This window comes from Pectobacterium sp. F1-1 (genome assembly GCF_025643735.1).
GTDB classification, from domain to species: domain Bacteria; phylum Pseudomonadota; class Gammaproteobacteria; order Enterobacterales; family Enterobacteriaceae; genus Pectobacterium; species Pectobacterium colocasium.
The window spans coordinates 86729-113597 of the sequence record NZ_CP104733.1; the positions used below are offsets into that span (position 1 = coordinate 86729).

Annotated in this window: 25 protein-coding genes; 14 read left to right on the plus strand and 11 right to left on the minus strand. The window is 54.3% G+C overall.

Features of this window, described 5'->3' with window-relative positions; translation table 11 throughout:
* Positions 1 to 54: 54 nt before the first annotated feature.
* From bcsA to bcsR, 3 genes are read right to left on the minus strand one after another with little or no spacing between them, the layout of a single operon-like run.
* Complete coding sequence (gene bcsA, locus NAL19_RS00360; protein ID WP_263058457.1) at positions 55 to 2754, minus strand: UDP-forming cellulose synthase catalytic subunit; 2700 nt, start codon at positions 2752 to 2754, stop codon at positions 55 to 57.
* Complete coding sequence (bcsQ, locus tag NAL19_RS00365; RefSeq protein ID WP_263058458.1) at positions 2751 to 3488, minus strand: cellulose biosynthesis protein BcsQ; 738 nt, start codon at positions 3486 to 3488, stop codon at positions 2751 to 2753. Before bcsQ ends, bcsA begins: the two co-directional genes overlap by 4 nt.
* A gap of 2 nt (positions 3489 to 3490) precedes the next feature.
* On the minus strand, positions 3491 to 3700 hold the full coding sequence (bcsR, locus tag NAL19_RS00370; protein WP_225086426.1) for a cellulose biosynthesis protein BcsR: 210 nt from the start codon (positions 3698 to 3700) through the stop codon (positions 3491 to 3493).
* Between the two features lie 336 nt (positions 3701 to 4036).
* Between bcsR and bcsE the strand changes: the two genes are divergently transcribed.
* From bcsE to NAL19_RS00405, 7 genes are all read left to right on the plus strand, one after another.
* On the plus strand, positions 4037 to 5614 hold the full coding sequence (gene bcsE, locus NAL19_RS00375; RefSeq protein WP_263058459.1) for a cellulose biosynthesis protein BcsE: 1578 nt from the start codon (positions 4037 to 4039) through the stop codon (positions 5612 to 5614).
* On the plus strand, positions 5611 to 5829 hold the full coding sequence (gene bcsF, locus NAL19_RS00380; RefSeq protein WP_263058460.1) for a cellulose biosynthesis protein BcsF: 219 nt from the start codon (positions 5611 to 5613) through the stop codon (positions 5827 to 5829). The genes bcsE and bcsF overlap by 4 nt, the downstream gene beginning before the upstream one ends.
* Before the next feature lies 1 nt (position 5830).
* A complete protein-coding gene (gene bcsG, locus NAL19_RS00385) occupies positions 5831 to 7492 on the plus strand; it encodes a cellulose biosynthesis protein BcsG (protein ID WP_263058461.1) in 1662 nt (553 codons plus the stop codon).
* 271 nt (positions 7493 to 7763) lie between these two features.
* A complete protein-coding gene (locus NAL19_RS00390) occupies positions 7764 to 8948 on the plus strand; it encodes a diguanylate cyclase domain-containing protein (RefSeq protein WP_263058462.1) in 1185 nt (394 codons plus the stop codon).
* A 319-nt stretch (positions 8949 to 9267) separates the two neighbouring features.
* Positions 9268 to 10560, plus strand: coding sequence for a dicarboxylate/amino acid:cation symporter (locus NAL19_RS00395; protein ID WP_225086431.1), 1293 nt, complete (start codon positions 9268 to 9270; stop codon positions 10558 to 10560).
* A 380-nt stretch (positions 10561 to 10940) separates the two neighbouring features.
* Positions 10941 to 12431, plus strand: coding sequence for a M16 family metallopeptidase (locus tag NAL19_RS00400; RefSeq protein WP_263058463.1), 1491 nt, complete (start codon positions 10941 to 10943; stop codon positions 12429 to 12431).
* Positions 12432 to 12648: 217 nt separating this feature from the next.
* Complete coding sequence (locus NAL19_RS00405; RefSeq protein WP_225086433.1) at positions 12649 to 12810, plus strand: hypothetical protein; 162 nt, start codon at positions 12649 to 12651, stop codon at positions 12808 to 12810.
* 96 nt (positions 12811 to 12906) lie between these two features.
* Here NAL19_RS00405 and NAL19_RS00410 read toward each other — a convergent pair whose 3' ends face one another.
* On the minus strand, positions 12907 to 13839 hold the full coding sequence (locus NAL19_RS00410) for a sugar kinase (protein WP_225086434.1): 933 nt from the start codon (positions 13837 to 13839) through the stop codon (positions 12907 to 12909).
* Positions 13840 to 14005: 166 nt separating this feature from the next.
* On the minus strand, positions 14006 to 15022 hold the full coding sequence (gene yhjD, locus NAL19_RS00415; protein ID WP_225086435.1) for an inner membrane protein YhjD: 1017 nt from the start codon (positions 15020 to 15022) through the stop codon (positions 14006 to 14008).
* 129 nt (positions 15023 to 15151) lie between these two features.
* Between yhjD and NAL19_RS00420 the strand changes: the two genes are divergently transcribed.
* Positions 15152 to 16348 carry an MFS transporter gene (locus NAL19_RS00420; RefSeq protein ID WP_263058464.1) on the plus strand — a complete coding sequence of 399 codons (1197 nt, stop codon included), beginning with the start codon at positions 15152 to 15154 and terminating at the stop codon, positions 16346 to 16348.
* Between the two features lie 48 nt (positions 16349 to 16396).
* Here the strand turns inward: NAL19_RS00420 and NAL19_RS00425 are convergent, their stop codons facing one another.
* Positions 16397 to 16963: a DcrB family lipoprotein gene (locus NAL19_RS00425; protein WP_225086437.1), complete on the minus strand. Its 567-nt coding sequence runs from the start codon at positions 16961 to 16963 to the stop codon at positions 16397 to 16399.
* A gap of 169 nt (positions 16964 to 17132) precedes the next feature.
* Positions 17133 to 17810: a 7-cyano-7-deazaguanine/7-aminomethyl-7-deazaguanine transporter gene (locus NAL19_RS00430; protein ID WP_263058465.1), complete on the minus strand. Its 678-nt coding sequence runs from the start codon at positions 17808 to 17810 to the stop codon at positions 17133 to 17135.
* Positions 17811 to 18026: 216 nt separating this feature from the next.
* On the opposite strand from NAL19_RS00430, the gene tusA reads away from it, so the two are divergent.
* Positions 18027 to 18269 (plus strand): sulfurtransferase TusA, encoded by a 243-nt coding sequence (tusA, locus tag NAL19_RS00435; RefSeq protein ID WP_103862344.1) that lies wholly within the window; start codon positions 18027 to 18029, stop codon positions 18267 to 18269.
* Between the two features lie 137 nt (positions 18270 to 18406).
* On the opposite strand, the gene NAL19_RS00440 is transcribed toward tusA, so the two are convergent.
* Entirely contained in the window at positions 18407 to 20773 is a 2367-nt protein-coding gene (locus NAL19_RS00440; RefSeq protein ID WP_263058466.1) for a zinc/cadmium/mercury/lead-transporting ATPase, read from the minus strand.
* A 298-nt stretch (positions 20774 to 21071) separates the two neighbouring features.
* On the minus strand, positions 21072 to 21701 hold the full coding sequence (locus tag NAL19_RS00445; RefSeq protein WP_263058467.1) for a lysoplasmalogenase: 630 nt from the start codon (positions 21699 to 21701) through the stop codon (positions 21072 to 21074).
* 192 nt (positions 21702 to 21893) lie between these two features.
* Here NAL19_RS00445 and NAL19_RS00450 point away from each other — a divergent pair, with 192 nt between their 5' ends.
* Together NAL19_RS00450 and NAL19_RS00455 are read left to right on the plus strand one after the other, a co-directional pair.
* On the plus strand, positions 21894 to 22214 hold the full coding sequence (locus NAL19_RS00450) for a DUF1820 family protein (protein ID WP_225086441.1): 321 nt from the start codon (positions 21894 to 21896) through the stop codon (positions 22212 to 22214).
* On the plus strand, positions 22214 to 22576 hold the full coding sequence (locus tag NAL19_RS00455) for a DUF2500 domain-containing protein (protein WP_263058468.1): 363 nt from the start codon (positions 22214 to 22216) through the stop codon (positions 22574 to 22576). The genes NAL19_RS00450 and NAL19_RS00455 overlap by 1 nt, the downstream gene beginning before the upstream one ends.
* Here the strand turns inward: NAL19_RS00455 and NAL19_RS00460 are convergent, their stop codons facing one another.
* Positions 22577 to 22852: a DUF1145 family protein gene (locus NAL19_RS00460; protein ID WP_161797826.1), complete on the minus strand. Its 276-nt coding sequence runs from the start codon at positions 22850 to 22852 to the stop codon at positions 22577 to 22579.
* A 29-nt stretch (positions 22853 to 22881) separates the two neighbouring features.
* Complete coding sequence (gene rsmD, locus NAL19_RS00465; protein WP_225086443.1) at positions 22882 to 23457, minus strand: 16S rRNA (guanine(966)-N(2))-methyltransferase; 576 nt, start codon at positions 23455 to 23457, stop codon at positions 22882 to 22884.
* Between the two features lie 340 nt (positions 23458 to 23797).
* Between rsmD and ftsY the strand changes: the two genes are divergently transcribed.
* Genes ftsY through ftsX form a run of 3 tightly spaced genes read left to right on the plus strand, consistent with a single transcriptional unit; the run spans position 23798 to position 26851 of the window.
* Positions 23798 to 25216: a signal recognition particle-docking protein FtsY gene (ftsY, locus tag NAL19_RS00470; RefSeq protein ID WP_263058469.1), complete on the plus strand. Its 1419-nt coding sequence runs from the start codon at positions 23798 to 23800 to the stop codon at positions 25214 to 25216.
* A 5-nt stretch (positions 25217 to 25221) separates the two neighbouring features.
* Positions 25222 to 25893 (plus strand): cell division ATP-binding protein FtsE, encoded by a 672-nt coding sequence (gene ftsE / locus NAL19_RS00475; protein ID WP_225086445.1) that lies wholly within the window; start codon positions 25222 to 25224, stop codon positions 25891 to 25893.
* Positions 25883 to 26851: a permease-like cell division protein FtsX gene (gene ftsX / locus NAL19_RS00480; RefSeq protein ID WP_225086446.1), complete on the plus strand. Its 969-nt coding sequence runs from the start codon at positions 25883 to 25885 to the stop codon at positions 26849 to 26851. The genes ftsE and ftsX overlap by 11 nt, the downstream gene beginning before the upstream one ends.
* The last annotated feature ends 18 nt before the right edge of the window (positions 26852 to 26869 follow it).

The following is a 26869-nucleotide window of genomic DNA, read 5'->3' on the forward strand; positions in this document are numbered from 1 at the left end:
GGGTCTTTCTCGTTGTCGGAAGAAAGACCGTTGATCACGGCCTGTGAATGGCAATCAAGCCACTGTCTTTTCTGTAAACAGGTTCTCTTGTGCAAATCGCGTTTCATGGGCAAATGGCGTCTTGCCCTGATGGACGGTTTTTTCTGGCAGTGCCGCGCCCGGCTGATCTGTGACGGTGCGTTTTCCTACATAGCGCGGGATGAATGACACAACCCAGACCACAATGTTGAGGAAGGCCAGAATAATGTTGCGTATGACGGGCGGCGCGTAATCGGCCAGACGCAGGTAGCCGCGAAAGCCGAGAGCCAGCACATCAACCAGACTTTCGACCGGTTTATCCTGCGGGAAGCTGTCTTGCCAGAGCGCCCAGGTGTCGGCGCGGGCAAACGTACATTGAATGAAATCAATATGCTGGCGAATGGTTGGGTTGACCATGCGCAGGCCAATCTTGTTATCGAACGCGCGGGTGACGCTGAAAGGGAAGGCGTATTCCTGCTGGCCGCGTTTTAGCAACAGCGAGACGTTATCCCCGACCTGAAGAATGCCTGATTCACGGGCTTCAACGCCGACGCCGCCATCGGAATAGTCGCGCAGGACGCAGGGGAAAAGATGGCCATCAGCACGAAGGAGCGCGGCGGACATCGACATCTCCACTCGGTGTGCCTGACGAACCTGTTTGGCTTCTACCGCAACCGCGACGGCTCCCCCTAAAATGGTCATGTTGTAGGCGACCCAGATCAGACTGATGAGCACTGTCATGATCTCTTCCGGCGGCCCGTAAATCAGACGCCAGATGCCGTACACCACGCCGGCGATATTTAGCAGCACCAGCACCAGATAAGGCCGCGTGATCACCCAATCGACATGCTGTTCTTCAACCAGCCCACCTTTGGCCGTCACGTTGAATTTCCCTTTGTGTGGGTTAAACAGCGCCACGGTAGTCGGGCGGGCGATGTACCACGCCAGCACGGTTTCATAGATCTCACTCCAGAACGAGTGGCGGTAGCGCCCCTGAACGCGTGAGTTGGTCAGGCTGGCATGCACCATATGCGGCAGCACATAGAGCGCGATCGCTAGCGCCGGGGCGAAAATGATATAGGCGTGCAGCAACAGAAACGCCAGCGGCGCAGTCAGAAAGATTAGCCGGGGAATACCGGACAGAAAGTGCATCATGGCGTTGGCATAACATAGCCGTTGCCCCAGCTTCAGCCCTTTGCCAAGCAGGGGATTGTCCAACCGGAAGATTTGTACCATGCCGCGCGCCCAGCGAATGCGTTGGCCGATGTGAGCGGAGAGGCTCTCGGTCGCCAGCCCGGCGGCCTGTGGAATTCGAATATAGGCCGAGCTGTATCCACGACGATGCAGGCGCAGCGAGGTGTGCGCATCCTCCGTGACCGTTTCGACCGCGATACCGCCAATCTCGTCCAGCGGTTTACGCCGCAGGATGGCGCAGGAGCCGCAGAAGAACGTGGCATCCCACATGTCGTTACCGTCCTGCACCAGACCGTAGAACAGCGTGCCTTCATTGGGGGTACGGCGGAAGCGGCCCAAATTGCGTTCGAACGGGTCGGGTGAGAAGAAATGGTGCGGCGTTTGCAGCATCGCCAGCTTTTTGTCTTTGAAAAACCAGCCCATGGTTAATTGCAGGAAGGAGCGGGTTGGGACGTGGTCGCAGTCGAAAATGGCGACGAATTCGCCTGTTGCCTGCTTCAGCGCGTTGTTGATATTCCCGGCTTTGGCATGTTCGTGCGTGACGCGGGCGATGTAATGGACGCCGACTTCTCTGGCGAAGGCTCTAAATTCATCTCGGCCGCCGTCATCCAGAATATAGATATTGAGCTTATCCTTCGGCCAGTCGATACCCAGCGCGGCATACACCGTCGGTTTCACAACGCTCAGCGGCTCATTATAGGTCGGGATCATCAGATCGACGGTCGGCCACGTTTTGCTGTCTTCCGGCAGTGAAATCGGGTGGCGGTTCAGCGGCCAGATCGTCTGGAAATAGCCCAGAACCAACACAACCCAGGCATAGGTTTCTGCCGCCAGCAGTAGCATGCCGCAGATCAGGCTCAGCGGATCGTCCCAGTTCAGCGTTTCGGTGTAGCGCCACCACAGGTAACGGCAGGAGACGGTGAAAGAAAGGGCGATCATCATGAGCGTTGGCATATGTCCCGGCATGTTACGCACGAGCATGGCGATGCCCCACAGCAGCGTCATGAAGATAAACTGTGACAGCAAATCAAACGGCTGCGTGATGCACAGTAGTGCCAACGCCGCGCACAGCAGGCTCAGTATCACCGTCACCAGCGTTTGTATGCTGTTCGTTTTGGCGGAAGCTGAATCACTGTCTTCGCGATCGTCCGTATTCGCGTGGCTAAAGCGGTCGAACAGCGCTTGTTGCGCGTTCATGTAGCGTTGCCGCCAGCGCGGTAGCGCGGAGAAGACATTGCGGCGTGATGTCGGCAACTGGCCGTTTTTGATGATCAACAGCCACAGACCCTGCGTCAGGTAGCGAAGCATATCGGCCGGACGTGGGCGTTGAGGCGAAATGTGGGGGAACCAGTAGGTTTGCTGCGCGCGAATCTGTTGCCACCCCTCAGACTCCAACCGCAGAAAAATCCAGCCGAGTATCGCAAACAGCGTGGCGAAAAAGGCGGCAAAGGCGGAAGCGCCCTGCTGACGATAGCCGCGGTAGCGCTGCTGTATCGCCTGTCTGGCGGGGGGGACGAGAAAGAGGCGCAGGATCCCGCTCATACGCCACTTTCCTTAACGTGAATCAGGCACCAGTTTGCCAGCGTCATGATCTCTTCCGCAGCAACGCTGTCCGGGCGGCATTCACCCAGCGGCTGTTTCAGCATCAGCGATTCTGCCAACGCTTCGTCGCGGTGTACCAGCAGCGGCAACAGGTGTGAAAGCGTGTGCAGCCAGAGCTGGTGTAAATCCTGCTGGAGCGTGCTGAGGGGGGAAAATTGATTCACCAGAAAATGACACTGACGCGGCAATACCTGCTGATGTAAGCGTGAGTGGCAGTTGGCATCCGCCACCACCACCTGAAAAACGGTGTTCGCGGTGGCTAACGCCTGCCGTGTGAGCGGGCTATTGTCCGCCGGGACATCGATCAGTACCCAACGATGGCGACCCGCCGCGCTGAGCTGCGCCAAATTCTTTTGCCAGGTAGCAGGGTGCTGGTGGTAATGCTGTTGGAGCGTGGCGATTTCCTGCGTGTTCAGGCGACCAAACGGCAGAAAATCCAGTCTGGGCAGATATTGCATCGCGCCGGTTTGCCACGGTGCGCCGTCGGTTTCAGCCCGCGCCCAGCCACGGCGCTGCTCAAACGGCATATTAAAATTAATGCGCAGCAAGTTGTCCGGCGAAAAATCAATCACCAGCGCGGATTCACCCAGCCGCTGGAAGGCCCACCCCAGTGCAGCGGCTATCGAGGTGGTGCCCACGCCGCCGCGGATTCCCTGCAATGCAATCACGGGCATCGTCAGTCGCTCCCGGCCGGTTCTTTTAATTCATCCAGCAGCGGCCAGCGAGCCATCATTTGGCTCAGACGCACCTGACGGGCGATATCGATATAGTTTATTTCAGGTAAAGAAAAGGCCTGACTGAGAACCCGCAGATCGTCATCGGCTCTTGCATTTTCGGTTAAATCGGCGTGTGCGCTGGTATTTATACGAGTCGGTTCGTTATTCATTCCATGCCTCTGAAATAGGCTATCCATTATCATTGAGATTGATAAAGGGAAACATCTGCATGGCAGATGTGGTGCTTCTTTTGCATCCATAACAGACAGTCTGGTAGATGAAGGTTTACGCCTCTGCTGTCTTTAATAAGGAGTCAGGTGTGCCAATTAACTATAGCAATGAATTCATGATTGCAATGTGAATAGGGAAAAATAGTAACGGGTGATTTATCAACGGATAGGAATAATTCATAACGTACAGTTGTGATCCCACAAGGGGCTGCTAGAGTTTATTTTGGCTGCATATTTAAGGTGGAATTTCGCCATTAACGGAAAAGAAATCAGTCTATGAAGCAGAACTTTTCATTAGGTATCCGTGACCTTTGGGATGAACTGGCTACGCTCCAACTGGCTGGCTTTTATTGGGTAAATATCGATCGACAGGTTGATGCCGCATTATTTTGTCAGCAAATCATACATGGCCAGAATAACGACGCGAGAGTGACGTTAATAGGCTGTGGAGAGCGATCTGATGCGTTGTTTACTGATGAAATAAATATTACCGAAACAAAACAACTATCTTGCTACATATTACCGGAAAATAAAGCCGCGTTGCTGAATTTAACCGATGATTTAATGCGCGCATTACGCCCCAAAAATCGCCTTCTGGTGCTTTATGCACCCGCTAGCCTGTGGCGGGATATTTCGCCGGACAGGCTGCAACGTTGGATAGATGACACGGCGGCATGGCTACATCAGCGCCAGTGCACGCTGGTGGTGATCGGCCACAGCAGCGGCGTAACCCGCCTGAGGAATATGCTGATTTCCCAACATCGTGGGCTCTATGGTTTAGCCAGCCTGCAATGGCAACAGGATCGCGCCCAGTATCTGGTGTCATGGTGGGCAACGGAAAGAGGCGTACGGGCGAATAAGGTACAGATGCTGCAATCCGGTAATGACGGATGGCACATGCTGAAGGAAGAGGAACCGGTACTCACGCCGTCTCTGGATGACGATGGGCTATTCCTGATGGAAAAGAGCGTAATGGAAGGGGCGCCTGCGCTGTCAGAAAACTGGCAACTGCTGGACGACAACGCCATTTTGGTACAAACCGGCATGTTGACGAATTCGGCCACCCTCGTTTTTGCGCTCAGCCAAACCAGCCAGGTGGATACGCTCGTCAAACAGGTTCATAGCCTGCGGCGGCAGCGTGGCGAATTGCTGAAGATTGTGGTGCGCGAAATAAAGCCTTGCCTGCGTGCCAGTGACGAGCGCCTGCTGTTGGCATGTGGCGCCAATATTATTGTCTCCCATTCCGAGCCGCTATCCCGTTTTCTGGCGCGGATCGAAAGCGTGCAAGGGCAGCGCTTTACCAAGCATGTTCCTGTCGATGTCGAGGTCTTGCTGACCACCATGCGGCCGCTACAGATTAAGGGCTATCAGCCTCCCGAGACCTTTCGACAATCTGTGCAGATGTTGATTGATAGCACGCTCATGCCAGAAGGCAGCAAAGGCGTGCTGGTCGCATTGCGTCCCGTGCCGGGCGTACGGGCGGCGCAAGCGTTGACGCTGTGCACGCTACGGCGCTTTGGTGATGTCGTCACGATCGCGCAGGGGCGGCTGTTTTTGTTCCTGTCCAATTGCCGTTTGAATGAGCTGGATATTGCGCTGAAATCCATTTTCCGCCTGCCGGTAGATGAAGCGTTCAGCAATCGGATTGTCTGGTCACAAGACCTGCATATTCTGGCAGAAGTTAAATCGCTGGTGCAGGAGGATACGCTGGGTCAGGAACAGCAGATTAACGATTATGTTCAATTACAGCAGGCTGAATCTACACCGCACAGCCAGACGCCGCGACGTGAACCCATTGCGATTGATTTACTGAAACCTGACTTACTGGCCCGCGTACCGGGAGAACTGTCATGAACCTGATGGATATCATTCAACTGGTGTTATTGAGCGCGGTCGTCTTCTTTACGCTTGGCTATCTGGCGCACCGTGTGATTCCCCACTGGTTTCAGTACTGGAAAAACAGGCTGCTGTCGCCGCGTTACCTGAAGCCTGCGAGCATCTGGATGCGCAGTTCTTCTTCAACAAAGACGGTCTCAACCAAGCCGACTTCAGCAGAGACTAAAAAATAAAATGGACGAAAAAACACGTACTCAGCAAAATCATACGCAAAAACAGCAGAACCTATGGCGCTACTGGCGTGGGCTCGGTGCCTGGAATTTGTATTTTTTGCTGAAATTTGCCCTGCTATGGTTTGGCTACCTGAATTTTCATCCGCTGCTTAATCTGGTCTTTCTGGCGTTTCTGCTGTTCCCTATCCCCAACGTCACGCTGCACCGCTGGCGGCATATTATTGCTATTCCGCTCGGCATCGGACTGTTTTACCACGATACCTGGTTGCCGGGCATCAGTAGCATTCTCAGCCCGGGAACGGAGGTTGCTGGCTTTAGCGCGGCCTATTTGCTGGAGCTGTTAAATCGCTTCATTAACTGGCAAATGGTTGGCGCGGCGGTGGTCATTAGCGTGGCTTACTTGTTCTTCGCCCAGTGGATTCGTATTACGGTGTTTACTGTGGTGGCGCTGGCGTGGTTAAACATCGTCAATCTGGCGGGGCCTGCTGTGTCGCTGATGCCCGCGGTATCGACGACATCCGCCCCCTCGGCAGCCGCTTCTCCAACGGGGGGAAATACTGCGCTGCCCGAAGCGGCATTACCGCCAACGAACTCGAACCTAACGGCTTATCTGAACCAGTTCTATACGCGAGAGAAAGCACGCACCACGACGTTCCCTGCCACGCTGCCGCAGGATGCTCAGCCTTTTGACCTGCTGATTATCAATATCTGTTCGCTGTCGTGGTCGGATCTGGAAGTGTCACAGTTAGAAAACCATCCGCTGTGGAAGAAATTCGACATCCTGTTCCGTCAGTTTAATTCTGCCACGGCTTATAGTGGGCCGGCGTCAATTCGCCTGCTGCGCGCAAGCTGTGGTCAACAGTCCCACACCGATTTGTACCAGCCAGTGGATCAGAAGTGCTACTTGTTCAGCAACTTGGTGAAGCTGGGCTTTGAAGAACAGTTGATGCTTGATCACTCCGGCGTCTTTGGTAATTACCTGAGTGAGGTGCGTGAAGAGGGCGATATTCATATCCCAATGCTGTCGAAGGAGGGGATCAGCCATCAGATTACCTCGTTCGATGGTGGGCCGATTTATAACGATCTGGAGCTGTTAAATCGCTGGTTGAGTGAGCGAAATAAAGCGACGACGACGCGTAACGCAACTTTTTTTAACCTGATTCCGTTGCATGATGGCAATCGCTTTGTCGGCACCAATCAGTCAGCGGACTATGCGCCACGTGCGAAGATTTTGTTTGACCAGTTGGATGCGTTTTTTGACGAGCTGCAAAAATCCGGTCGCAAGGTGATGGTGATTATGGTGCCGGAACACGGTGCGGCGCTGGCCGGGGATAAGATGCAAATGTCCGGGCTGCGCGATATTCCCAGCCCGCGCATCACGCATATTCCCGTCGGTGTGAAACTGTTTGGTCAACAGGCGCCGCATCAGGGTGACGCGCTGGAGATTACGTCACCGAGCAGCTATCTGGCGATTTCGGAGCTGGTGGCGCGAATGGTGGACGGCAAAGTGTTCACGACCCCTTCCATAGACTGGCAAACGCTGACGAGCGCGCTGCCGCAAACGGAAGCGATTTCGGAAAATGAGAACGCTATCGTGATGCAATATCAGGGAAAACCCTACATTCGTCTGAACGGCGGAGACTGGGTGCCGTACCCGCAATAACCTCATCTTGTGACGCGATCGGGCAGGCGAAAAGCTTGCCCGATTCTTCTCCCGGCGGTGTCCGCCACCTTCTGTCTGTTACCGAATAGCCGCACTGGCTTATGTAGGGGATATACCCTATTCTGAGGCCGCGTTACCGCGGTTGCCGTGGGGAGCTTAGGATTAAGATGAAATCCCCCAAATATCCGCAGAAAACAGCGTTAAGGCGGCGATAAGCTGCCTTATACTATCCAGGTATTCAGGTCTGCATAAAGGTTGACGGAGAAAGCGCTTGCGGCTCAGACGTTCATTAACGATTAAACAGATGACAGCCGTGTCTGCCGTGGCACTGGTGACGATCAGCCTGTTTATCGTCATACAGCTCTTTCACTTCGTTCATCAGCGCCGTGAAGACTATGCCAGACAGCTGGAGAGCATCGCCTATTCCGTGCGTCAACCGTTGACGGATGCGGTGCTGCAAGGGGAAGTACAGCGAGCGGGCAATATTCTGGACAGCTTATTACCGGTTGCCTTTCTGAGCCGGGCAGATGTGCTTCTGCCGGATGACTTCCAGACGCTGCACGCGAATTTCCCGAAAGAACGCCCGGTGCCAGACTGGATCGCGCGGGTCTTCAGGCTGCCGATCCGTATTTCTATTCCGCTCTATTCTCCGCCGCAGACGCAGTATTCTGCCCCGCTGGCGCATCTGGTCTTACAGGCAGATTCCTACCGGATGTATCAGTTTATCGTCAGCACCTTTTCAACCATGCTGGCGACGTATCTGCTGCTAGCGTTGATTATGTCGATCGCCATTACCTGGTGCATTAACCGCCTGCTGATACACCCGCTACGTGGGATTATTGTCGAGTTACAGAATCTCCCGCCGGACGCCATGCTCCACCGTCCGCTTACGTTGCCGGCCTGGCATCAGGATGATGAACTGGGTGCGCTGGTGCGCAGCTACAACCGTAATCAGCAACTGCTGGAGCAGTCTCTCGCTGCCGGAACGGAAGGGGCGGGGTTGCCGGATAAAGCGCATTTCATGCGACGCCTCGAACAGCGTCTTGCTGATGCGACACCGTTCAGCCTGCTGGTTTTCGGGCTTGACGCCTCAGCGGGTAAGCAGGGCGATATGACCACGCTGGCTACGCAGCTTAGTACGGTGATTGAAGAGCAGAACGAGTCAGGAGCCGCCTGTCTGGCGCGTCTTGACTGCGATGAGTTCGCCCTCATTGGGAAAACGCTGGGATCCGCTGGGCAAGCGCAGGATTGGGCACAACGTGTCATGCTGGCGATTAATCTGCCTTTTTTACCCGCAGACTCCCAGCCTGAGCGGGCTGTCAGCGTCGGTATTCTCACTATTACCGATCCTCGACCAGAGGCGGCAGCGCTGCTGTTGTCACAGGCGCGTTTTGCCATGCAACTGGCGCGGCGCGATAAGAAATTCGGCATTCATTGCCTCAGCGCGTCTTCCTGAATATTCACAGGTAACGTAAATGTTACTTTTTGTCGATGGGTTTCCTGAAACGCGCCTTCCCCGTATGGCGGGGGTTTGAGCGGTTTTTAAGAGGATTGCTCTGCTGCAAAAATGTGCATCTGTTACAAGTAAATTGCACTGATGTTTCTTTATAATTCTTGCTGACGTGATTCAGCTCTTGTTTTTAACCTGCCGTTCACAAACTAAACTTATAAAACATTCTCAGCTTGTTATTGCGATGTTACTTTCCGGCGCAATCACAGGCGGCATTTTCGTACCCTATTCCCCTCCTGTGTTTTCCCCACCATAGGACGTATGTATGAAAACATCAATTTTTAAAAGTCTTTATTTTCAAGTTCTTGCCGCCATTACGATAGGGATACTGCTGGGGCATTTCTACCCCCAGCTTGGCGAGCAAATGAAGCCTCTGGGCGATGGGTTTGTTAAATTAATTAAAATGATTATTGCGCCGGTTATCTTCTGTACGGTCGTTACCGGTATCGCAGGAATGGAAAGCATGAAGTCGGTCGGTCGCACTGGTGCGGTCGCCCTGCTGTATTTTGAAATCGTGAGTACGATTGCGCTGATTATCGGTCTGGTCGTGGTCAACATCGTGCAGCCTGGCGCGGGCATGAACATCGATCCAAGTACGCTTGATGCGTCTGCGGTGGCGGTTTATACCCAACAGGCTTCGCAACAGGGTCTGATTCCGTTCCTGATGGACGTGATTCCGGCGAGTGTGGTCGGCGCGTTTGCCAGCGGTAATATCTTGCAGGTTCTGCTGTTTGCGGTGATGTTCGGCTTCGCGCTGCACCGCTTAGGGCCAAAAGGCAAAGTGATTTTTGACGTGATCGACAGCTTCTCCAAGGTCATTTTCGGCGTCATTAACATGATCATGAAACTGGCTCCGCTGGGTGCGTTCGGTGCAATGGCTTTCACCATCGGTAAATATGGTGTCGGTACGCTGGTGCAACTGGGGCAACTGATTGCCTGCTTCTACATCACCTGTGTTCTGTTCATCTTCCTGGTGCTGGGCAGTATTGCCAAAGCGACGGGTTTCAGTATCTTCAAATTTATTCGCTACATCCGTGAGGAACTGCTGATCGTGCTGGGGACGTCCTCTTCTGAATCTGTGCTGCCACGTATGCTGGAGAAGATGGAGAAGGTCGGTTGTAAGAAATCTGTCGTTGGTCTGGTGATCCCTACCGGTTACTCGTTCAACCTTGACGGTACTTCTATCTACCTGACGATGGCGGCGGTATTTATCGCTCAGGCAACCAACAGCCACATGGACATCTGGCATCAGATTACCCTGCTGGTGGTGCTGCTGCTGTCCTCTAAAGGTGCAGCGGGCGTGACGGGAAGTGGATTCATTGTGCTGGCGGCAACGCTGTCTGCTGTGGGCCACCTGCCTGTTGCCGGTCTGGCGCTGATTCTGGGTATCGACCGTTTCATGTCAGAAGCCCGTGCGCTGACCAACCTGATTGGTAACGGCGTTGCGACCATCGTGGTAGCGAAATACTGCCGCGAGCTGGATGAGAAGAAACTGGATGCTGAGCTGTCCGGTACCAATAAAAGTGATAACGCGGCTACGCCGACGGCGCAGTCGTAATTCCAGCATACCGTTATCATTCCGGCTGAGTTTTATCATTCCGGTATAGTTTGCTCAATCAGTTCCCTGCGGTGTTAACGCACCGTGGGGAATTTTTTTATCTGTAAACCAACCCAGGCCACGCGTATCTCCCGCTTTTCTTACCCGTCATGAAACGTAAAAATATTGTTACATATGACTATTTTTGCCTTTTTTGCAGATTATTTCACCTCCTGGAGTGACATAGACAAAAGCGCGCGGTCTAAGGGAATGGTACACTTCGCGTCTTCAATTTTTTCCGTGATATATCCACGAGAGTGTGCGGTGGCAGACGCAAGGCCACCATAATGATCAACAATAACCACATTTATTATGTTGGATAGCTATAAGTAGGGGTTCACATGCAGGGCACCAAAAAGGCGCTTTTCGTTGGTGGTTTGTTGCTGGCCGTGGTCAGCAGCAGCGTGCAGGCTGAAGCACTACAGCCCGATCCTGCCTGGCAGCAGGGTAAGCTTGATAATGGTTTTACCTGGCAGTTGTTAACCACGCCACAGCGCCCCGGCGATCGGGTTGAGCTGCGTTTGGTGGTGAATGCCGGGTCGCTGCTGGAAAACGCCCAGCAGGTAGGTTTTGCTCACTTTCTTCCTCGTCTGGCCTTAGCGCCCGGCGATAAATTGTCCGCAGCCCAGCGACCTTCCATGTGGATGCGCGATGCTAACGGTTCCCGTGTCCTGCCTCCGGCAATTATCTCGTACGATTTCACGTCGTATAATCTGAGTTTGCCGAACAACCGTCCCGAGCTGCTGAAAGAAGCGCTGACGTGGCTGGCGGAAAGCGCAGGGCAGATGACGTTTGACGAAAAAAGCCTACAGGCCGCGCTGAAGGTGCCCGATCAGGTGGCAACCTTTCCGATTAACCCACAGGATCCGAGCTGGCGCTATCGCCTGAAAGGCTCGCCCCTGCTGGCACACGATCCTGCTCAGGACGTCAAACCGCCGTTAAATGGCGAACAGCTCCAACAATTTTATAAAACCTGGTATACGCCAGATGCAATGACGCTCTACATCGTCGGTCATGTGGATAACCGCAGCGTGATCGAGCAGATCGGGAAAGTCTTCTCTCCGCTGGAAGGGAAACGTGAAGCCCCTGCGCCGTTACCGACGTTAAGCCCGCTGCCGACGCAGCCGATCAGCCTGATGAATAACAACGTCCAGCAGGATACGGTGTCGATAATGTGGGATGCCCCGTGGCACCCGATTCGTGAATCACAGGCACTGGTGCGCTACTGGCTGGGTGATATGACGCGGGAAGCAATGTTCTGGCACTTGCAGCAAGCACTGGAGAAGAGCCCGCTGAAGGGCAACAACCTCCGCTTCGACTGCAATGTGTTTTATACCCGTTCTCAGTGCGCGATTAATATGGATGTGCCGAACAGCGAGAGCGTTGAACCGGGCGTGACGTTTATCGCTCGTGAGCTGGCGACGCTGCGTGAAAAAGGGCTGACACAGCAAGAGTTTGATGCGCTAATCGCGCGCAAGACGGACGAGTTGAATAAGCTGTTTGCCACTTATGCGCGTACCAGCACGGACATCCTGATGGATCAACGCCTGCGCTCCCAGCAAAACGGTGTTGTAGATATTGCTCCCGAACAGTATCAGAAACTGCGCCAGACCTATCTGTCCTCACTGACGCTCGATATGCTGAATCAGGAACTTCACCAGCAACTGGTGCAGGATACGACATTGATGCTGATCCAACAGCCCGGTGAACCGGAAGCAAATATGAAGGCGTTGCAGGACGTCTATGACCAGATTATGACGCCAGCCACTGAACCTGCTGCCAGCACCGCAGCAGCAGGGTCTCAAACTGAGAAACCGCCTGCCGCGCAGTAGGGCAGTCGCCTTTGGGTATCAGGATGCAGGGTAGCGGTTTGTGGTTGCCGGGCGGAGTAAAAGGCCACGTATAGTAAAGTACAGGATATCGTTAGCAGAACGTTAGGTAATGTAACTCTTTATTTATACGTAGGTTTTAAGGATAAATCTCGTTGTTGCTAGCTTTCTCCACCCCTATTATCCCTCGTGTTTCATAAAATGTACCGAGGGATAAAATATGAGTCGTATTCTGAAAGCTGCGGGGGTGTTCGTGCTGATCACCATGTTGAGCGGTTGTCTGTTCCCACCTCCGGGTGGTGGAGGCGGCGGCGGTGGTCGGGGAGGTGGTCCATTCGGGGGCTTTGAGGAACAGCCGATGAACCAGCCAGGAGCACGTTAAACCGCAAAGCCATCGGTGAGGCAGAGTGCTACCACTGTTATGCGTTATACCTTAAGGCCGCTATTGCGGCCTTAAGATTGATGTGATGCACGGTGTTTACGCAGGCATTGCCTCAAGCGGGATAATCGCCCCACGGTATTGAATGACCGTGCTGGCTGTCAGGTGGCCGCGCTGCGCCGCTTCCTGCGTGCTGCCGCCATTCAGGCGCACTGACAGGTAACCTGCACTGAAAGAGTCGCCCGCTGCGGTGGTATCGACCACTTTCTCTTTGGGCAATTTGATCGCCGGGACATCAACCAGCGCTTGTCCACGTTCTGACACGATGCAGGAATCGGCACCGCGTTTGATTACCACTTCGCTAACGCCCAGATTGTGCGTCCGTTCCAATACTGCTTCCAGTGGCTTCGCGCCCCACAGCATGTCTTCGTCATCCAGCGTCAGGAAGGCAATATCTGTGCAAGACAGGATGTCGGTGTAGGCCTGTTGCGTCTCTTCCTTGCTCTGCCACAGACGTGGACGGTAGTTGTTATCAAAAATCACTTTACCGCCGTTGGCGCGGCAGGCGCGCAGCAGGGCGAGGAGACGCTGACGGCTGTCGGCGTTCAGAATCGCCAGACTGATGCCGCTCAGGTAGAGATAGTCAAAGTGTGCCAGCGACTGACCGATTTTTTCTGCTTCCGGGCTGTCCAGCCAGTAGCGGGCAGCGGCGTCATTACGCCAATAGTAGAATGTACGCTCGCCGCTCGCGTCGGTTTCAATGAAATATAAACCGGGCAGCTTGTTGTCCAGTCGCTGAATCAGGTCGGTTTTCACCCCTTCTTTTTGCCAGGCGGCAACCATCTCGGTACTGAAGCTATCGGTGCCGAGTGCGGTCACGTAATGCACGCCCAGTTTATCGGCGTTTACCTGACGGGCAATGTAAACGGCAGTGTTCAGCGTATCGCCGCCAAATCCACGGTTAAGATCCGTGCCCTTCTGCGACAGTTCGATCATGCATTCGCCGATTACGGCAATGTTAGTAGTTGTCATCACTTTTGGCCTTTGAAAAGGTACCCTGCACCTGATGTTTATTGGGTATAAAAAACGCGGAAATTAACGTCAGTCTCAACATTACGTGAGACTGAGTCAATAGTCTTGAAACGATGTTTTATTTTTTCATGATGCAGATCGGAAAACCAGTGCTTTCCCGCTGATTTTAGCGAGGTGAGGGCGGTTCTTTTTCCTGCTCATTCTTGTCTGTCGAGGTGTCACCTTTATAGTTCGCTGTGGCGATCCAGGCGGCGCAAAAGAGCGTCAGACGCGCGAAGAAATAGAAGAATGCCATCAGACCAATGACCGAGCCGAATGCGGCACCGGAAGGCGAGCTGGCCAGCTTAGGTAATGCCACGGTCATCGCGAATTTGATGACTTCAAAGCCTACGGCGGCGATCAGCGTGCCGCGGAAGAGCGCTTTGCGTTTAGGCTTATGGCGCGGCAAAACGAAGAATATCCAGAGGAACAACAGATAGTTAGCGAAAATGGAGATGGATAGGGCAATCAGCGTCATCGCCGGGCGTAACCACTCGATGCCATCCAGCCCCAGCGCGGTTACAATCATGTTTTGCGCGGTGCCAGCAACGGAAGTCAGGAAAAGCGTAATGATAAGCGCAATGACCAGGCCAGTTAGCGACAGGAAATCCCGCGTGTATTGAAAGTAAATCTTCTCTTCGTCTTTCGGGTTCCGTTCCCACACATCGCGCGACTGGGCGCGAATCGCTTCACGCAGGTTTCCCATCCAGCTAATGCCGGAATAGAGCGCGATCAGCAAACCGGTAATCCCGACGGTGGTACGCTGCTGCACGGCCGTGTTGACGGTATTTTTCAGCGTAGTAGCCAGATTAGGATCGCTGATACTGTTGACGATGCGGTTAATTAGTCCTGTCAGCAGATCGGGGTTGGAGGCCAGCACAAAACCGACGGCGGCAAAAGACACCATGAGAATCGGGATCAGCGACAGAAAGGAAAAATAGGTAATTGCCGCACCAAACTGGTTGCCCATGCGATCGTTGAAACGTTCGCCCGCGCGGATCAGGTGTGCCACACTGGGAATTGCCTGAATACGAGCGGCCAGACGTTTGCTCTTGCCCAAAAACGAGAGAGGTTGCTGTGGCGATGTGTCCCTTTCAGGGGTTGACGATGTTGACTGGCGGTCCGAGTCTGCCGGTACAGGCATTACGTTTCTCCTGGGTTCGGGATTAGTTTATTAGCATAAGCTTGATTATAACCAACAATATAAGAATGTGACTTTTCGATATTTTTCTGAACGTACGTCATACACGGACGTTAAGCGAGTGAATTTTCCATGCCAACACCTTCACCATCCGAACCGTCGCTGAGCGGTCTGCGCCTTAATCTGCGCATCGTTTCTATTGTGGCGTTCAACTTCGCCAGCTATTTGAATATTGGTCTGCCGTTGGCGGTGCTGCCGGGATACGTGCACGATCACCTTGGCTATAGCGCGTTCTGGGCCGGGCTGGTGATCAGCCTGCAATATTTTTCCACGCTGTTGAGCCGCCCGCACGCGGGGCGTAGCGCCGATGAAAAAGGGCCGAAGAAAATCGTTGTCTGGGGGCTGGCTGGCGTCATGCTGAGCGGGGTGTTTTACCTGCTGGCTGCCTTTAGCGACGCCTCGCCGGTGATTACGCTGCTGTTATTGTGTCTCGGGCGTATTGTTTTGGGGGCCGGACAGAGTTTTGCCGGTACCGGTGCAACGCTCTGGGGCGTCGGCGTGGTGGGTTCTCGACACATCGGACGCGTGATTTCATGGAATGGCATTGCCACCTACGGCGCGATGGCGATTGGCGCACCGCTCGGCGTCTGGCTTAACCATATCGGTGGGCTAAAACTGCTCTCCGTGTGCATTATCCTGATCGCAGCGGTGGCGATTGTGCTTGCGCTGCCGCGCCCGGCGGTGCAGGTGGCGCCGGGGAAAAAGATTCCTTTTCGCGAAGTGCTGGGGAAAGTCTGGGTTTACGGCATTATTCTGGCGATCGCCTCTGCGGGTTTTGGCGTGATCGCCACCTTTATCACGCTGTTTTATGCCGATCGGAACTGGGAAGGTGCCGCGCTGACGCTGACGATTTTCAGCTGCGCTTTTGTCGGTGCGCGGCTGGTGTTTCCTAACAGTATTCAGCGATTTGGTGGGTTACGCGTGGCGATGGCGTGCTTTGTGGTTGAGATCGTGGGGTTGCTGCTGGTCTGGGGCGCGACGCAACCGCTGATGGCAGAAATCGGCGCATTCCTCGCGGGGGCGGGTTTCTCTTTGGTGTTCCCGGCATTAGGCGTTGTCGCCGTTCAGGCTGTCTCGCCGCAGAATCAAGGTAGTGCGCTGGCAACCTATACCATATTTCTCGATTTGTCGCTGGGTGTCGTCGGGCCGGTGGCGGGGGGACTGATGGCCTATACCGGTATCGCCTCTATTTATCTGGCGGCGGCGCTGCTGGGACTATGCGGTCTGGCGCTGACGTGGCGGCTGGCTCAGCGGATCGCGAGCGTATAGAGAACAACAGTAGCCACCTCGGTGGCTACTGTCCGACGATAACACCGATTATTTCAGCTTCAGCGTGTGGATGATGCCTTCCGCTTCGGTTTGCGCCTGCTGCTGATTGCTGGCTGGCAGCGTGATCTGCAAGGTCAGCAGTTGGTTTTCCACTTTGCCCAGTACGACAGAGGAATAAGCCTGCTGCCCGCTGCTGGTAATAATGCTGTCGAGCTGTTGCAGCTTCTTGCCGTCAACGTCGATGGTTTTGTTGGTCACGACCTGGAGGTTCGCGTCACGCGTGCGCTGCTGATCTTCCAGACGCTGCGCCAGCACGGTCAGCTCTTCCGTGGTGTTGTCGCCCAGAATCACGATGACCGCTTTCTGCCCATTGTCATTGGCGTAAACGTGCATGTTGTTCGCCTGCGTTCCCACTTTACCGCTCTGGTCGCGCATATCGGCGGGCAGGGTAAACGCAATTTTGCCTTCCATTAATTCAATATTCTGACCCGCGCTGGCTTCTGCGGCAGGTTTATCTTGCGCGCCCGCTTTCGCGGCGTCATCCGTTTTGCCATCACAGGCAGCAAGCAGGCCGACAAGCAAGCCGACACCGAGGTATTTGATTACATTCGACATGGGATCCCTTTCTCTCGTTTTTGAACAGGTCATAACAGTATGGCACCCTATTCAGATAGCAAAAACAAGCATTTTGTTGTTGCAAACCGTTGTTGTTGCCTGCGTTATTTTTACAAAACGATGAGTGACTTAATGAGAAAAGGCGGCGCAAATGGCCGCCCGATAGGCATTAATGGTGGCTGCTGACGGAGCGGTAGTCGGTCGAGCCTTTCTGCTCGCTCAGACGTTTGAGCACCATGTTTAGCATCACGCCGTACATCGGCAGGAAGAACGCCAGGCTGATCAAAAGTTTAAAGGCATAATCCACCATCGCAATTTCAACCCAGTTTGCGGCCATAAAGGCATCGGTGCTGCGATAAAACGCGATGAAGAAAAAGGCCAGCGTATCGCTGAAATTACCAAATGCGATCGAAACGGCTGGAGCGATCCACCACGCACGTTTCTGGCGCAGCCGATTGAAGACGTGAACATCCAGAATCTGGCCGAGAACATAGGCCATGAAGCTGGCGCAGGCAATACGCGCTACGACAATATTCACCTGACTTAACGCTTCGAACGACTGCCACGATCCCTGATAAAACAGGGATGAAACCAGATAGGAAATCACCAGTGCAGGTACCATTACGGTCAAAATAATACGACGCGCCAGCGGTGCACCGAAAATCCGTACCGTCAGGTCAGTTGCCAGAAAAATAAACGGGAAGGTAAACGCGCCCCAGGTGGTATGAAAACCGAAAATCAATACCGGGAGCTGCACCAGATAATTACTCGACGTAATGATCAGGACATGAAACAACGATAGCCAGATCAGCGCCGTAAGCCGCTGCTGGGGAGTAAAACGATACATAATGTGACCTTTTTGGTTATTGGGGTTAGGGAACCCAAGAAATAACGTGCAGATTTATGCTGCAACGCGGCGGCATAATACGCAATTGCATCGCTAATGCAATGTGTTTTACCGGGAAAGGATGGTTGTTTTATGCGCAAACGTTGTCGTCGCTTGCGTCGGGAAATCCTCAGCGTAAACTAAGGCGGTTTTTTGATTCCTGTACTGAGAACGTTGATGACCGATCCCTTTACCAACCCGGATAAAACCCTTGATGCGCAGGGGCTGCGCTGCCCTGAGCCTGTGATGATGGTGCGTAAGACGGTACGCCAGATGGAAACCGGGCAAACGCTGCTGATTATCGCCGACGATCCGGCCACCACCCGCGATATTCCCGGTTTTTGCGTCTATATGGAGCATGAGCTTCTGGCGCAGGAAACCGAACAGCTTCCCTATCGGTATCTGCTGCGCAAAGGTTAATAATACTCAGTGCGTTATATCGTTCGTTGACGTGTGTGATTAGGAGAAACACGGGGATGAGGTTCCCGTAGGGAGGCCTCGCCCCGTGGTCGCTCCGTGTATCTCGATCCTTCAATTCACAGCCAGCAACGGTAATATCAGTCCTGTTTTCTCAATAGCCGCAGGGCGTTAGCGGTCACCAGCGCCGTTGCGCCGGAATCGGCCAGTACCGCCAGCCACAGTCCGGTAATACCCAGAATGCTGGTGACCAGAAAGACGGCTTTCAGCCCCAGCGCGATGGCAATGTTCTGACGAATATTACGCTGCGTCGCCCGCGACAGGCTAATCATGGCAGCCAGCCCGGTCAGGCGGCTGTGCGTTAAGGCCGCATCGGCTGTTTCCAGCGCCACATCCGTCCCGCTTCCCATCGCAATCCCGATCGTTGCGGCTTTCATCGCCGGCGCGTCGTTGATACCGTCGCCCACCATCGCGACAGCGTGCTGTTTGCTCAACTCGCTGACGGCCGTGACCTTATCGGCAGGGAGCAGACTGGCGCGGTAATCGATCCCTAATGTCGCCGCGATGGCCGCTGCCGCGCGGGGATTATCGCCCGTGAGCATCACGCCTCTGATCCCCAACTGCTGCAAGGCATCCAGCGCTTCACGCGCATCGTGGCGTAGGGTATCGCTCAGCGCCAGTAAACCAAGCAGCTTGCCGTCTTCTTGTACGACTACGACGGTTTTCCCTTCGTTTTCCAGCGCGTCAATCTGTTGCAGCCAATCGGCGTCGAGCAGATCGGGGGCAACGCGAGTTGGCGCACTGACCTGAATCCGTTTGCCGCTTATCGTGCCTTCAACCCCGACGCCCGCCAGTGCTTTACGATTTTCCGCCAGCGGCAGGAATGTATTGCTGGATAACGCATGCTGGACGATGGCTTTGGCAAGTGGATGGTGTGAACCGGATTCCACTGCGGCGGTGCGGGTTAACAGCGCCGTTGCGCTAACGCCCGCTGCGGGCAATACGTCCGTCACCTGCGGTTTGCCTTCCGTCAACGTACCCGTTTTGTCAAACGCGATAGTCTTGATACTGCCCAGCGATTCCAGCACCGCGCCGCCTTTAATCAGTGCCCCACGGCGCGTCGCCGCAGCGAGCCCGGACGTAATTGCCGCAGGTGTAGAGATCACCAGCGCGCACGGACAGCCGATTAACAGCAGCGTCAGGCCGCGATAAATCCACTCTTGCCACGGCTGCGCCAGCAGTAGCGGCGGCACCAGAATTACCAGCAGCGACAGCAGCATGATGGCTGGCGTGTAGTAACGGCTGAACTTATCGAGGAAGCGCTCTATCGGTGCACGGCGTTCTTCCGCTTCTTCTATCAGTTGCAGAATGCGGTCGATCGCGCTGTTGCCCGGCTGTGAGACCACGCGCAATTGCACGACCCGATCGACACACAGGCTGCCTGCGGCAATTTTCTCACCCGGCGTACGCTCAATAGGGACCGACTCGCCGGTCAGGGCGCTTTCATCAAAGCTGGCGTCGCTGTTTAAGAGCTCCGCATCAGCGGGAAGGCGCCCACCGGGTGCGACTTCAATCACATCGCCGGGAACCAGACTGGCGACAGGCACAAGACGCCGTTGCCCGTTGACGATTGCCGTGGCGTCTTCGGGAAGCAGTGCCATCAGTGCCGTTACGCCCCGTCGTGCGCGGTTTGCCGCGTAAGACTCCAGGTATTCGCCCAGCATAAACAGCAGCAAAATGACCGTGGCTTCGGTGGTTGCGCCAATCAAGAGCGCCCCGATGGAAGCCACGCTCATCAGCGTTTCAATCGCGAAGGGAGTACCGGAGCGAATGAGCTGCACCGCTTTTTTCAGGATCGGAGCCAGCCCGACAATCGTGGTCGCGATAAACGCGATCTGCCCGCCGCGCTCGCTTAACAGGGAAAGTCCCCAGCTTGCAGCAGCCAGCAAAGTGAAAAGTATTAAGAAACCATATTCATGTACGAAACGGCGTACGGTAGAGGGTTCGGGTGGTGCGAGAGGGAGTGCGGTGTCCTGCAAGGTGAAGCCAGCTTGCTGAACGGCATGTTGAACCTGAGGACGAATATCGGTGTAGGCATCAACAACCAGTTTTTCGGTGGCGAACAGCACTTTGGCTTGTTCAATTCCGGTGAGATTTTTTACTGCATTTTCGATTTTACGTGCGCAGCTGGGACAATCCATCCCGCTGATTTTCCAGCTAAAGCGCTGGTTTGATCGGGGCCTGTCGCTGTCTCCGCCGTCGGGGTCGTCTGAATCTGCGCTACCGCCGCCGTCTGACGAATGCTGCTCTGTGCCACCTGCGGTCTGTCCCACGGCGTCAGATGCGTGTTTGGTTGAACAGCAACTGTGCTCGGCATGGTTCGAATGCTGCGCGTGTTCATTGCAGCAGCTTTTGGTATGTTGCGCGGTTTTGCGCGGCGCGTGATGAACGCCGTTATTGCAGCAGGCTGACTTTTCAGCGCTGTGGTTATGCTGATGAGAGTGCATCTTTTCCTCCTGTGTTGAACCTATCCCATTAGGGCTATTTCATTTGCCATTTTGAACCTGGGCAGTGCTCGCACAAACGCGATAGCGTTTGAACACACTTCAGGGTGGCCCGTAGGGTGAGCGAAGCGAATAAATCCTCACGTACTACGTGTACGCTCCGGTTTTTCCGCGCTGTCCGTGTCCAAACTTGCTGCACCAATAACGCCTACTGGAATAGGTTATTAGTGATAGCGATTCTCATCAGGAACTTTACACCGCTGTTCAACGCTTAGCCAGATTTTCGTGAGCGCCGAAAACGTCAGAAATAAAGGGAGCGGACAATCAGGAAGTGGCCGCCAAAATAGCCCGCCGCCACTATCGCCTGATGGGCGCGGAACGGAAAACGGTAATGGTGAATCAGCCAGGCTGCATGGGCGATAAACAGCAGTACGGTGCCCGTCAGCAGGGAGAAATTCGCATTCGTCCCCAGTGCAAAATAGCGCTCGCCAGCAACCCAGACCATCAGCGTGGTCATGATGATAAAGGCGCAGGCGGGCCAGCGTTGTGCTTCCAATCGCCCCCAGATAATCGCAATCAGGATCGCGGCCAGAATGACGAGCGTTACTGCCAGCGGCCAGAAGAATGTGAGCGCGATTTGTCCGGTAAAAAAGCTAATGGTGTAGAGAAGATGGGAGAGGAAATAAGCGCCAAACGCGTAAAGCAGGCGCTGAGTCGGCAGCAATAGCAAGGTGTCTGCAACCAACGTTGCCAGCAATCCCAGCACAATCAGATAGCCTGGCACGCCAAGCAGCGGCGTCTGCCAGGCCAGCGCCAGCAGCAGTAGCATCGTGACCGGTTTGAATAACCAACGTTGCCACGTTGGACCACGGTAGCTGGCGTCCACATACAACCAACCAGAAAAAAGCACAGCAATAAATGACCAAAGCATAGCGTGTCCTTTTTGTGTTTTTGTTTGTGTCAGGATAAAGATAAGCCGTTCTTTATTCAGTGTAGGGGATTGTGAGGAAGTTAAACAACACGTCGTGAGATGGATGCGACTTCTGTGAGCTTCATGGTATGTTATCGCCTGTTTTTATTGTAGATGGGCGCCGTGAAGTCTCTGAAGGGAGCATTGTGTTGAATGAGTAATGAGTCCGCGCTTTATCGTATTCAATTTATAAATAACGGTAAAAATTACCAGCTTTACGTGCGTGAGTTGGTTCAGAGTAGCCTGTTCGGCTTTATTGAAATCGCCGACTTCGTGTTTGATAGCCAGTCTGCGGTGTTGGTTGACCCGTCAACCGAGAAACTGAAAACGGAATTTTCCGGCGTTAGCCGCAGTTTCATCCCTTTACAGGCGATCATTCGCATTGATGCCGTGACGGAAAAAGGCAGCGCCCGCATCTCTGATTTAGGCGATAACGTGACCGCGTTTCCTTATCTTCCCGGCAAGAAACCCTGATGAATGACTTCCCCTGGCTGTTGGCGTTGGCCGTTGGCGCGATTCTGGTGCTGGCGGCGCGGCAGTATCGACGTCAACGTGAGCGGGAAGCGCAGAACGATGCCGCTCCGCTACGCACTGTGGCCGCAGAGGTGAAGCACAAACGCGAATTTCCCCGTAGCCGTCGGCGCGCGCGTGAGCATCAGAGTATGGTTGTAGAGGACATGCTTTATGAGGTCACGTTCAGGCCGATTGCCGGCGGTGCGACGATCACGCTGCGCCTTGAGAACGCGGATTATCACCAGCTTGATACCGGTATGCAGGGATCGTTGCAGCTAAAGGGCACGCGCTTTATTCGCTTTGTGCCCCTGCAAAGGTCGTGATTACGGTTTTGGTGGCTTAGGCTGTTTTTTCTGCCACGCCAGCAGTTCAAATACGCCAAACAGGAAAATGCGAGCCTGAAGCGCGCGGTTTAGCGCGGGGCTGTCTTTCGGCTGGCTGGATTTTAACAGCAGCAGTTGGAAACCATGCATCAGGATCATAAACACCATCGCCACGGTCATGAAGATATTCAATGGCTTGGGAAACGGCTGAATCAGGTTAAGCAACAAAAATCCCCACACGCCCAGCATCAATAATCTGCCAAGGTTAATCAAAATCATCTCTTACCCTTACGTTGCTGCGAAGCTCATTGACGGATGTACAAACGGTAGGCGACCTGACCCGCAATTTTTTCACGGTGCAGTTGCCAATTCTCCGGGATGGTCAGTTGCGCATTTTCCGCTTCAGTTTCCACGTAAATCCACGCCTCTGGTGCCAGCCAGCCCTGTTGTTCCAGCAGGGCAAGCGTGTTGTTCAGCAGCTCTTTACGAAACGGTGGATCGAGAAACACGACGTCAAACGGTGTACCCGGCTTCGCCAGCCAGCTCAGGGCATCAGTATTGACCACCTCGGCGTTTTCCGCCCGAAGCAGCGCCAGATTTTGCGTTAATTGCTGGGCGACTGCACGTTCCATCTCCAATAATGTGGCGTGGGCAGCATAACGGGATAACGCTTCCAGCCCCAGTGCGCCGCTGCCAGCAAAGCAGTCCAGACAGCGTGCCTGTTGGATGACGGGAGCCAGCCAGTTAAACAGCGTTTCCCGCACGCGATCGGTGGTGGGGCGTAAACCGGGGCTATCGGGAACCGGAAGTTTTCTGCCGCGCCATTGACCACCGATGATTCGGATTTGTCCGGCGGCTGACGATGCATTTTTTTTAGCCATAGCTCACAGGGTTATTGTTGTGCCGCATCATCATGGTGTGGATACGGGCAGGAAATTTCTGGCGCTATTCTAGCGGCGGTTACGTGTAGAGGGAATGTTAAGATAGACGTTAAAGCGCTTAAGCCAAAATTTTGTGCTGTCTGCGGCTTTTCGATAGTGTGCCGTGTTTGACACACTTCGTTACGGACATTGCCTTTCGTTACGAAGATTGCGGGTAGCGAGTCGCATTGTCTGCCATTGCCTCCGTGTTGCTGTCGGCAGGAAAGTGTTAAACTTATTGTTTAAATATGATTTTCATTGATTGATTCGCTGCGGTGAGCAGCGTGGAGCGCGATCGCACATGTCAAAAGAAAAGAAGCGCGGTTTTTTTTCCTGGCTGGGATTAGGGAAACAGGAAGAAAAACAACAAGAGCAGCCGCAAGAGAAGCCGATTGCTCAAGAGAAGGCTGTTGTTGAAGAACAGCCGTCGGCGGCGGAACCGGATACCGCAGCATTGGTTCAGCAGACCGTTGAACACGCGCCAGAACTTGTAGAGCAACCACAGCCAGAAGAGCTTGTCATTGAAGATCAACTCCTTGAAGAGCAAGTCCTTGAAGAACAAGTCGCTGAAGAAAAAACAGACGTTGAAGCGGAAGAACTGACCCCATCGGTCGCCGAGCGTGAACCGGCCGATCATGATGATCTCGATCGGGATATTACCGATCCGATCGTGCAGGCTGAGATCGCAGAAAGCACGACGGTAGCCGAGGCAGAGCCTGACGTCGCGGCGCAAGAAGAACAGGAAAATGAGCAGCCGGATGAAATTCCAGTCGCTGCGCAAGAGCAAGAACGTCCGACGAAAGAAGGTTTCTTCGCGCGCCTGAAACGCAGTCTGGTAAAAACGCGCCAGAACCTCGGTTCAGGATTTATCGGATTGTTTCGTGGTAAGAAAATCGACGACGATCTGTTTGATGAACTGGAAGAACAATTGCTGGTTGCGGATGTTGGGGTAGAAACGACCCGTAAAATTATCACCAGCCTGACAGAGCACGCCAGTCGCCGCCAGTTGAAAGATGCTGATACGCTTTTTGTGAAGCTGAAAGACGAAATGGCGGAGATTCTTGCTAAGGTGGACGCCCCGCTGAATATCGAAGGCAAAACGCCTTATGTCATTCTGATGGTTGGCGTTAACGGCGTGGGCAAAACCACCACCATCGGGAAGCTGGCGCGCCAGTTCCAGGCGCAGGGCAAATCCGTGATGCTGGCGGCGGGTGATACCTTCCGTGCGGCGGCGGTTGAGCAACTTCAGGTCTGGGGACAGCGTAATAACGTGGCGGTGGTCGCACAGCATACCGGTGCGGATTCGGCATCGGTGATTTTCGATGCAATTCAGGCGGCGAAAGCGCGCGGTGTTGATGTGCTGATTGCGGATACCGCCGGTCGCTTGCAGAACAAAGCGCACCTGATGGAAGAACTGAAAAAGATTGTGCGTGTGATGAAGAAGCTGGACGAAGACGCGCCGCATGAAGTGATGCTGACGTTGGATGCGAGCACCGGTCAGAACGCGGTGAGTCAGGCTAAATTGTTTAATGAAGCCGTTGGGCTGACGGGGATTACCCTGACGAAGCTGGACGGTACCGCGAAAGGCGGGGTGATTTTCGCCATTGCCGACCAGTTTGCGATTCCTATCCGCTATATTGGGGTTGGGGAAGGCATTGATGATTTACGGCCCTTCAAGGCCGATGATTTTATTGAGGCACTTTTTGCCCGAGAGGATTAAAACGGATGATTCGTTTTGAACAGGTCAGTAAAGCTTACCTCGGTGGGCGTCAGGCATTGCAAGGGGTGGATTTCCATCTGCGCCCTGCGGAAATGGCGTTCCTGACCGGCCATTCCGGCGCAGGGAAAAGTACCCTGCTGAAACTGATTTGTGGCATTGAACGTCCCAGCGCGGGTCAGATTTTGTTTGGCGGTCATAACATTAGCCGCCTGAAAAAACGTGAAGTCCCGTTCTTGCGGCGTCAGATCGGCATGATCTTTCAGGATCACCATCTGCTGATGGAACGTACGGTTTATGACAACGTCGCGATGCCGCTTATCATCGCGGGCGCCAGCAGTGAGGATATCCGTCGTCGGGTCTCCGCCGCACTGGACAAGGTGGGTCTGTTGGATAAAGCGAAAAACTATCCTATCCAGCTGTCGGGCGGTGAGCAGCAGCGCGTGGGTATAGCGCGCGCGGTGGTGAACAAACCCGCCGTGTTACTGGCGGATGAACCGACCGGCAACCTGGACGATGCGCTGTCAGAAGGCATTTTGCGTCTGTTTGAAGAGTTCAATCGCGTTGGCGTCACCGTCCTGATGGCGACGCATGATACCGGGCTGATCGCCCGCCGCAATTACCGTGTGCTGACGCTGTCGGATGGCCGCATGGTGGGGGGAAACCACGATGGCGAATAACGTCCGTAATGCGAAAAAGCCTGTCGCAAAAGCCAAAGCGCTGCGTGGCGGCTGGCAGGAACAGTGGCGCTATGCCTGGACGAATACGCTGGCTGATATGCTGCGCCAGCCGCTGGCGACGTTCCTGACCGTCATGGTCATCGCTATTTCGCTGGCATTGCCCAGCATCTGTTATCTGGTGTGGAAAAACGTCAGCCAGGCTGCCTCGCAGTGGTATCCCTCACCGCAGTTGACGGTGTATCTGGATAAATCGCTGGATGACAACGCGGCGCAGGCTGTTATCACGCAGCTTCAATCGGAAGAGGGCGTTGATAAAGTGAATTACCTGTCGCGCAATGAAGCGATGGGCGAGTTCCGCAACTGGTCTGGTTTTGGCGGTGCGCTGGATATGCTGGAAGAGAATCCGCTGCCGGCAGTGGCGATTATCACGCCGAAATTGAGCTTTCAGGATTCCACCACGCTGACAACGCTGCGCGATCGCGTGGCGGCGACGCAGGGGGTGGATGAAGTTCGGATGGACGACAGCTGGTTTGCCCGGCTGGTGGCGCTGACCAATCTGGTCGGGCAGATTTCCGCGACGATTGGTATTTTGATGGTCGTGGCCGTCTTTTTGGTGATCGGCAATAGCGTGCGTCTGAGTATTTTCAGCCGTCGGGAAACCATCAACGTGATGAAGCTGATTGGCGCGACGGACGGCTTTATTCTGCGTCCGTTCCTGAATGGCGGCGCGGCAATGGGCGTGGGTGGCGCGGTGCTATCGCTGATTCTATCGCAGGCGCTGGTCTGGAAACTGGATGTGGTAGTCGCACAGGTCGCTTCCGTCTTTGGTACGACGTTTGCTGTCAAAGGGCTGAGCTGGGATGAATCCCTGTTGCTGCTGCTCATTGCCGGCATGATTGGCTGGTTGGCCGCCTGGCTGGCCACCGTACAACATTTACGCCGTTTTACACCACAGTAAGCGTTTTCTGGTATAATC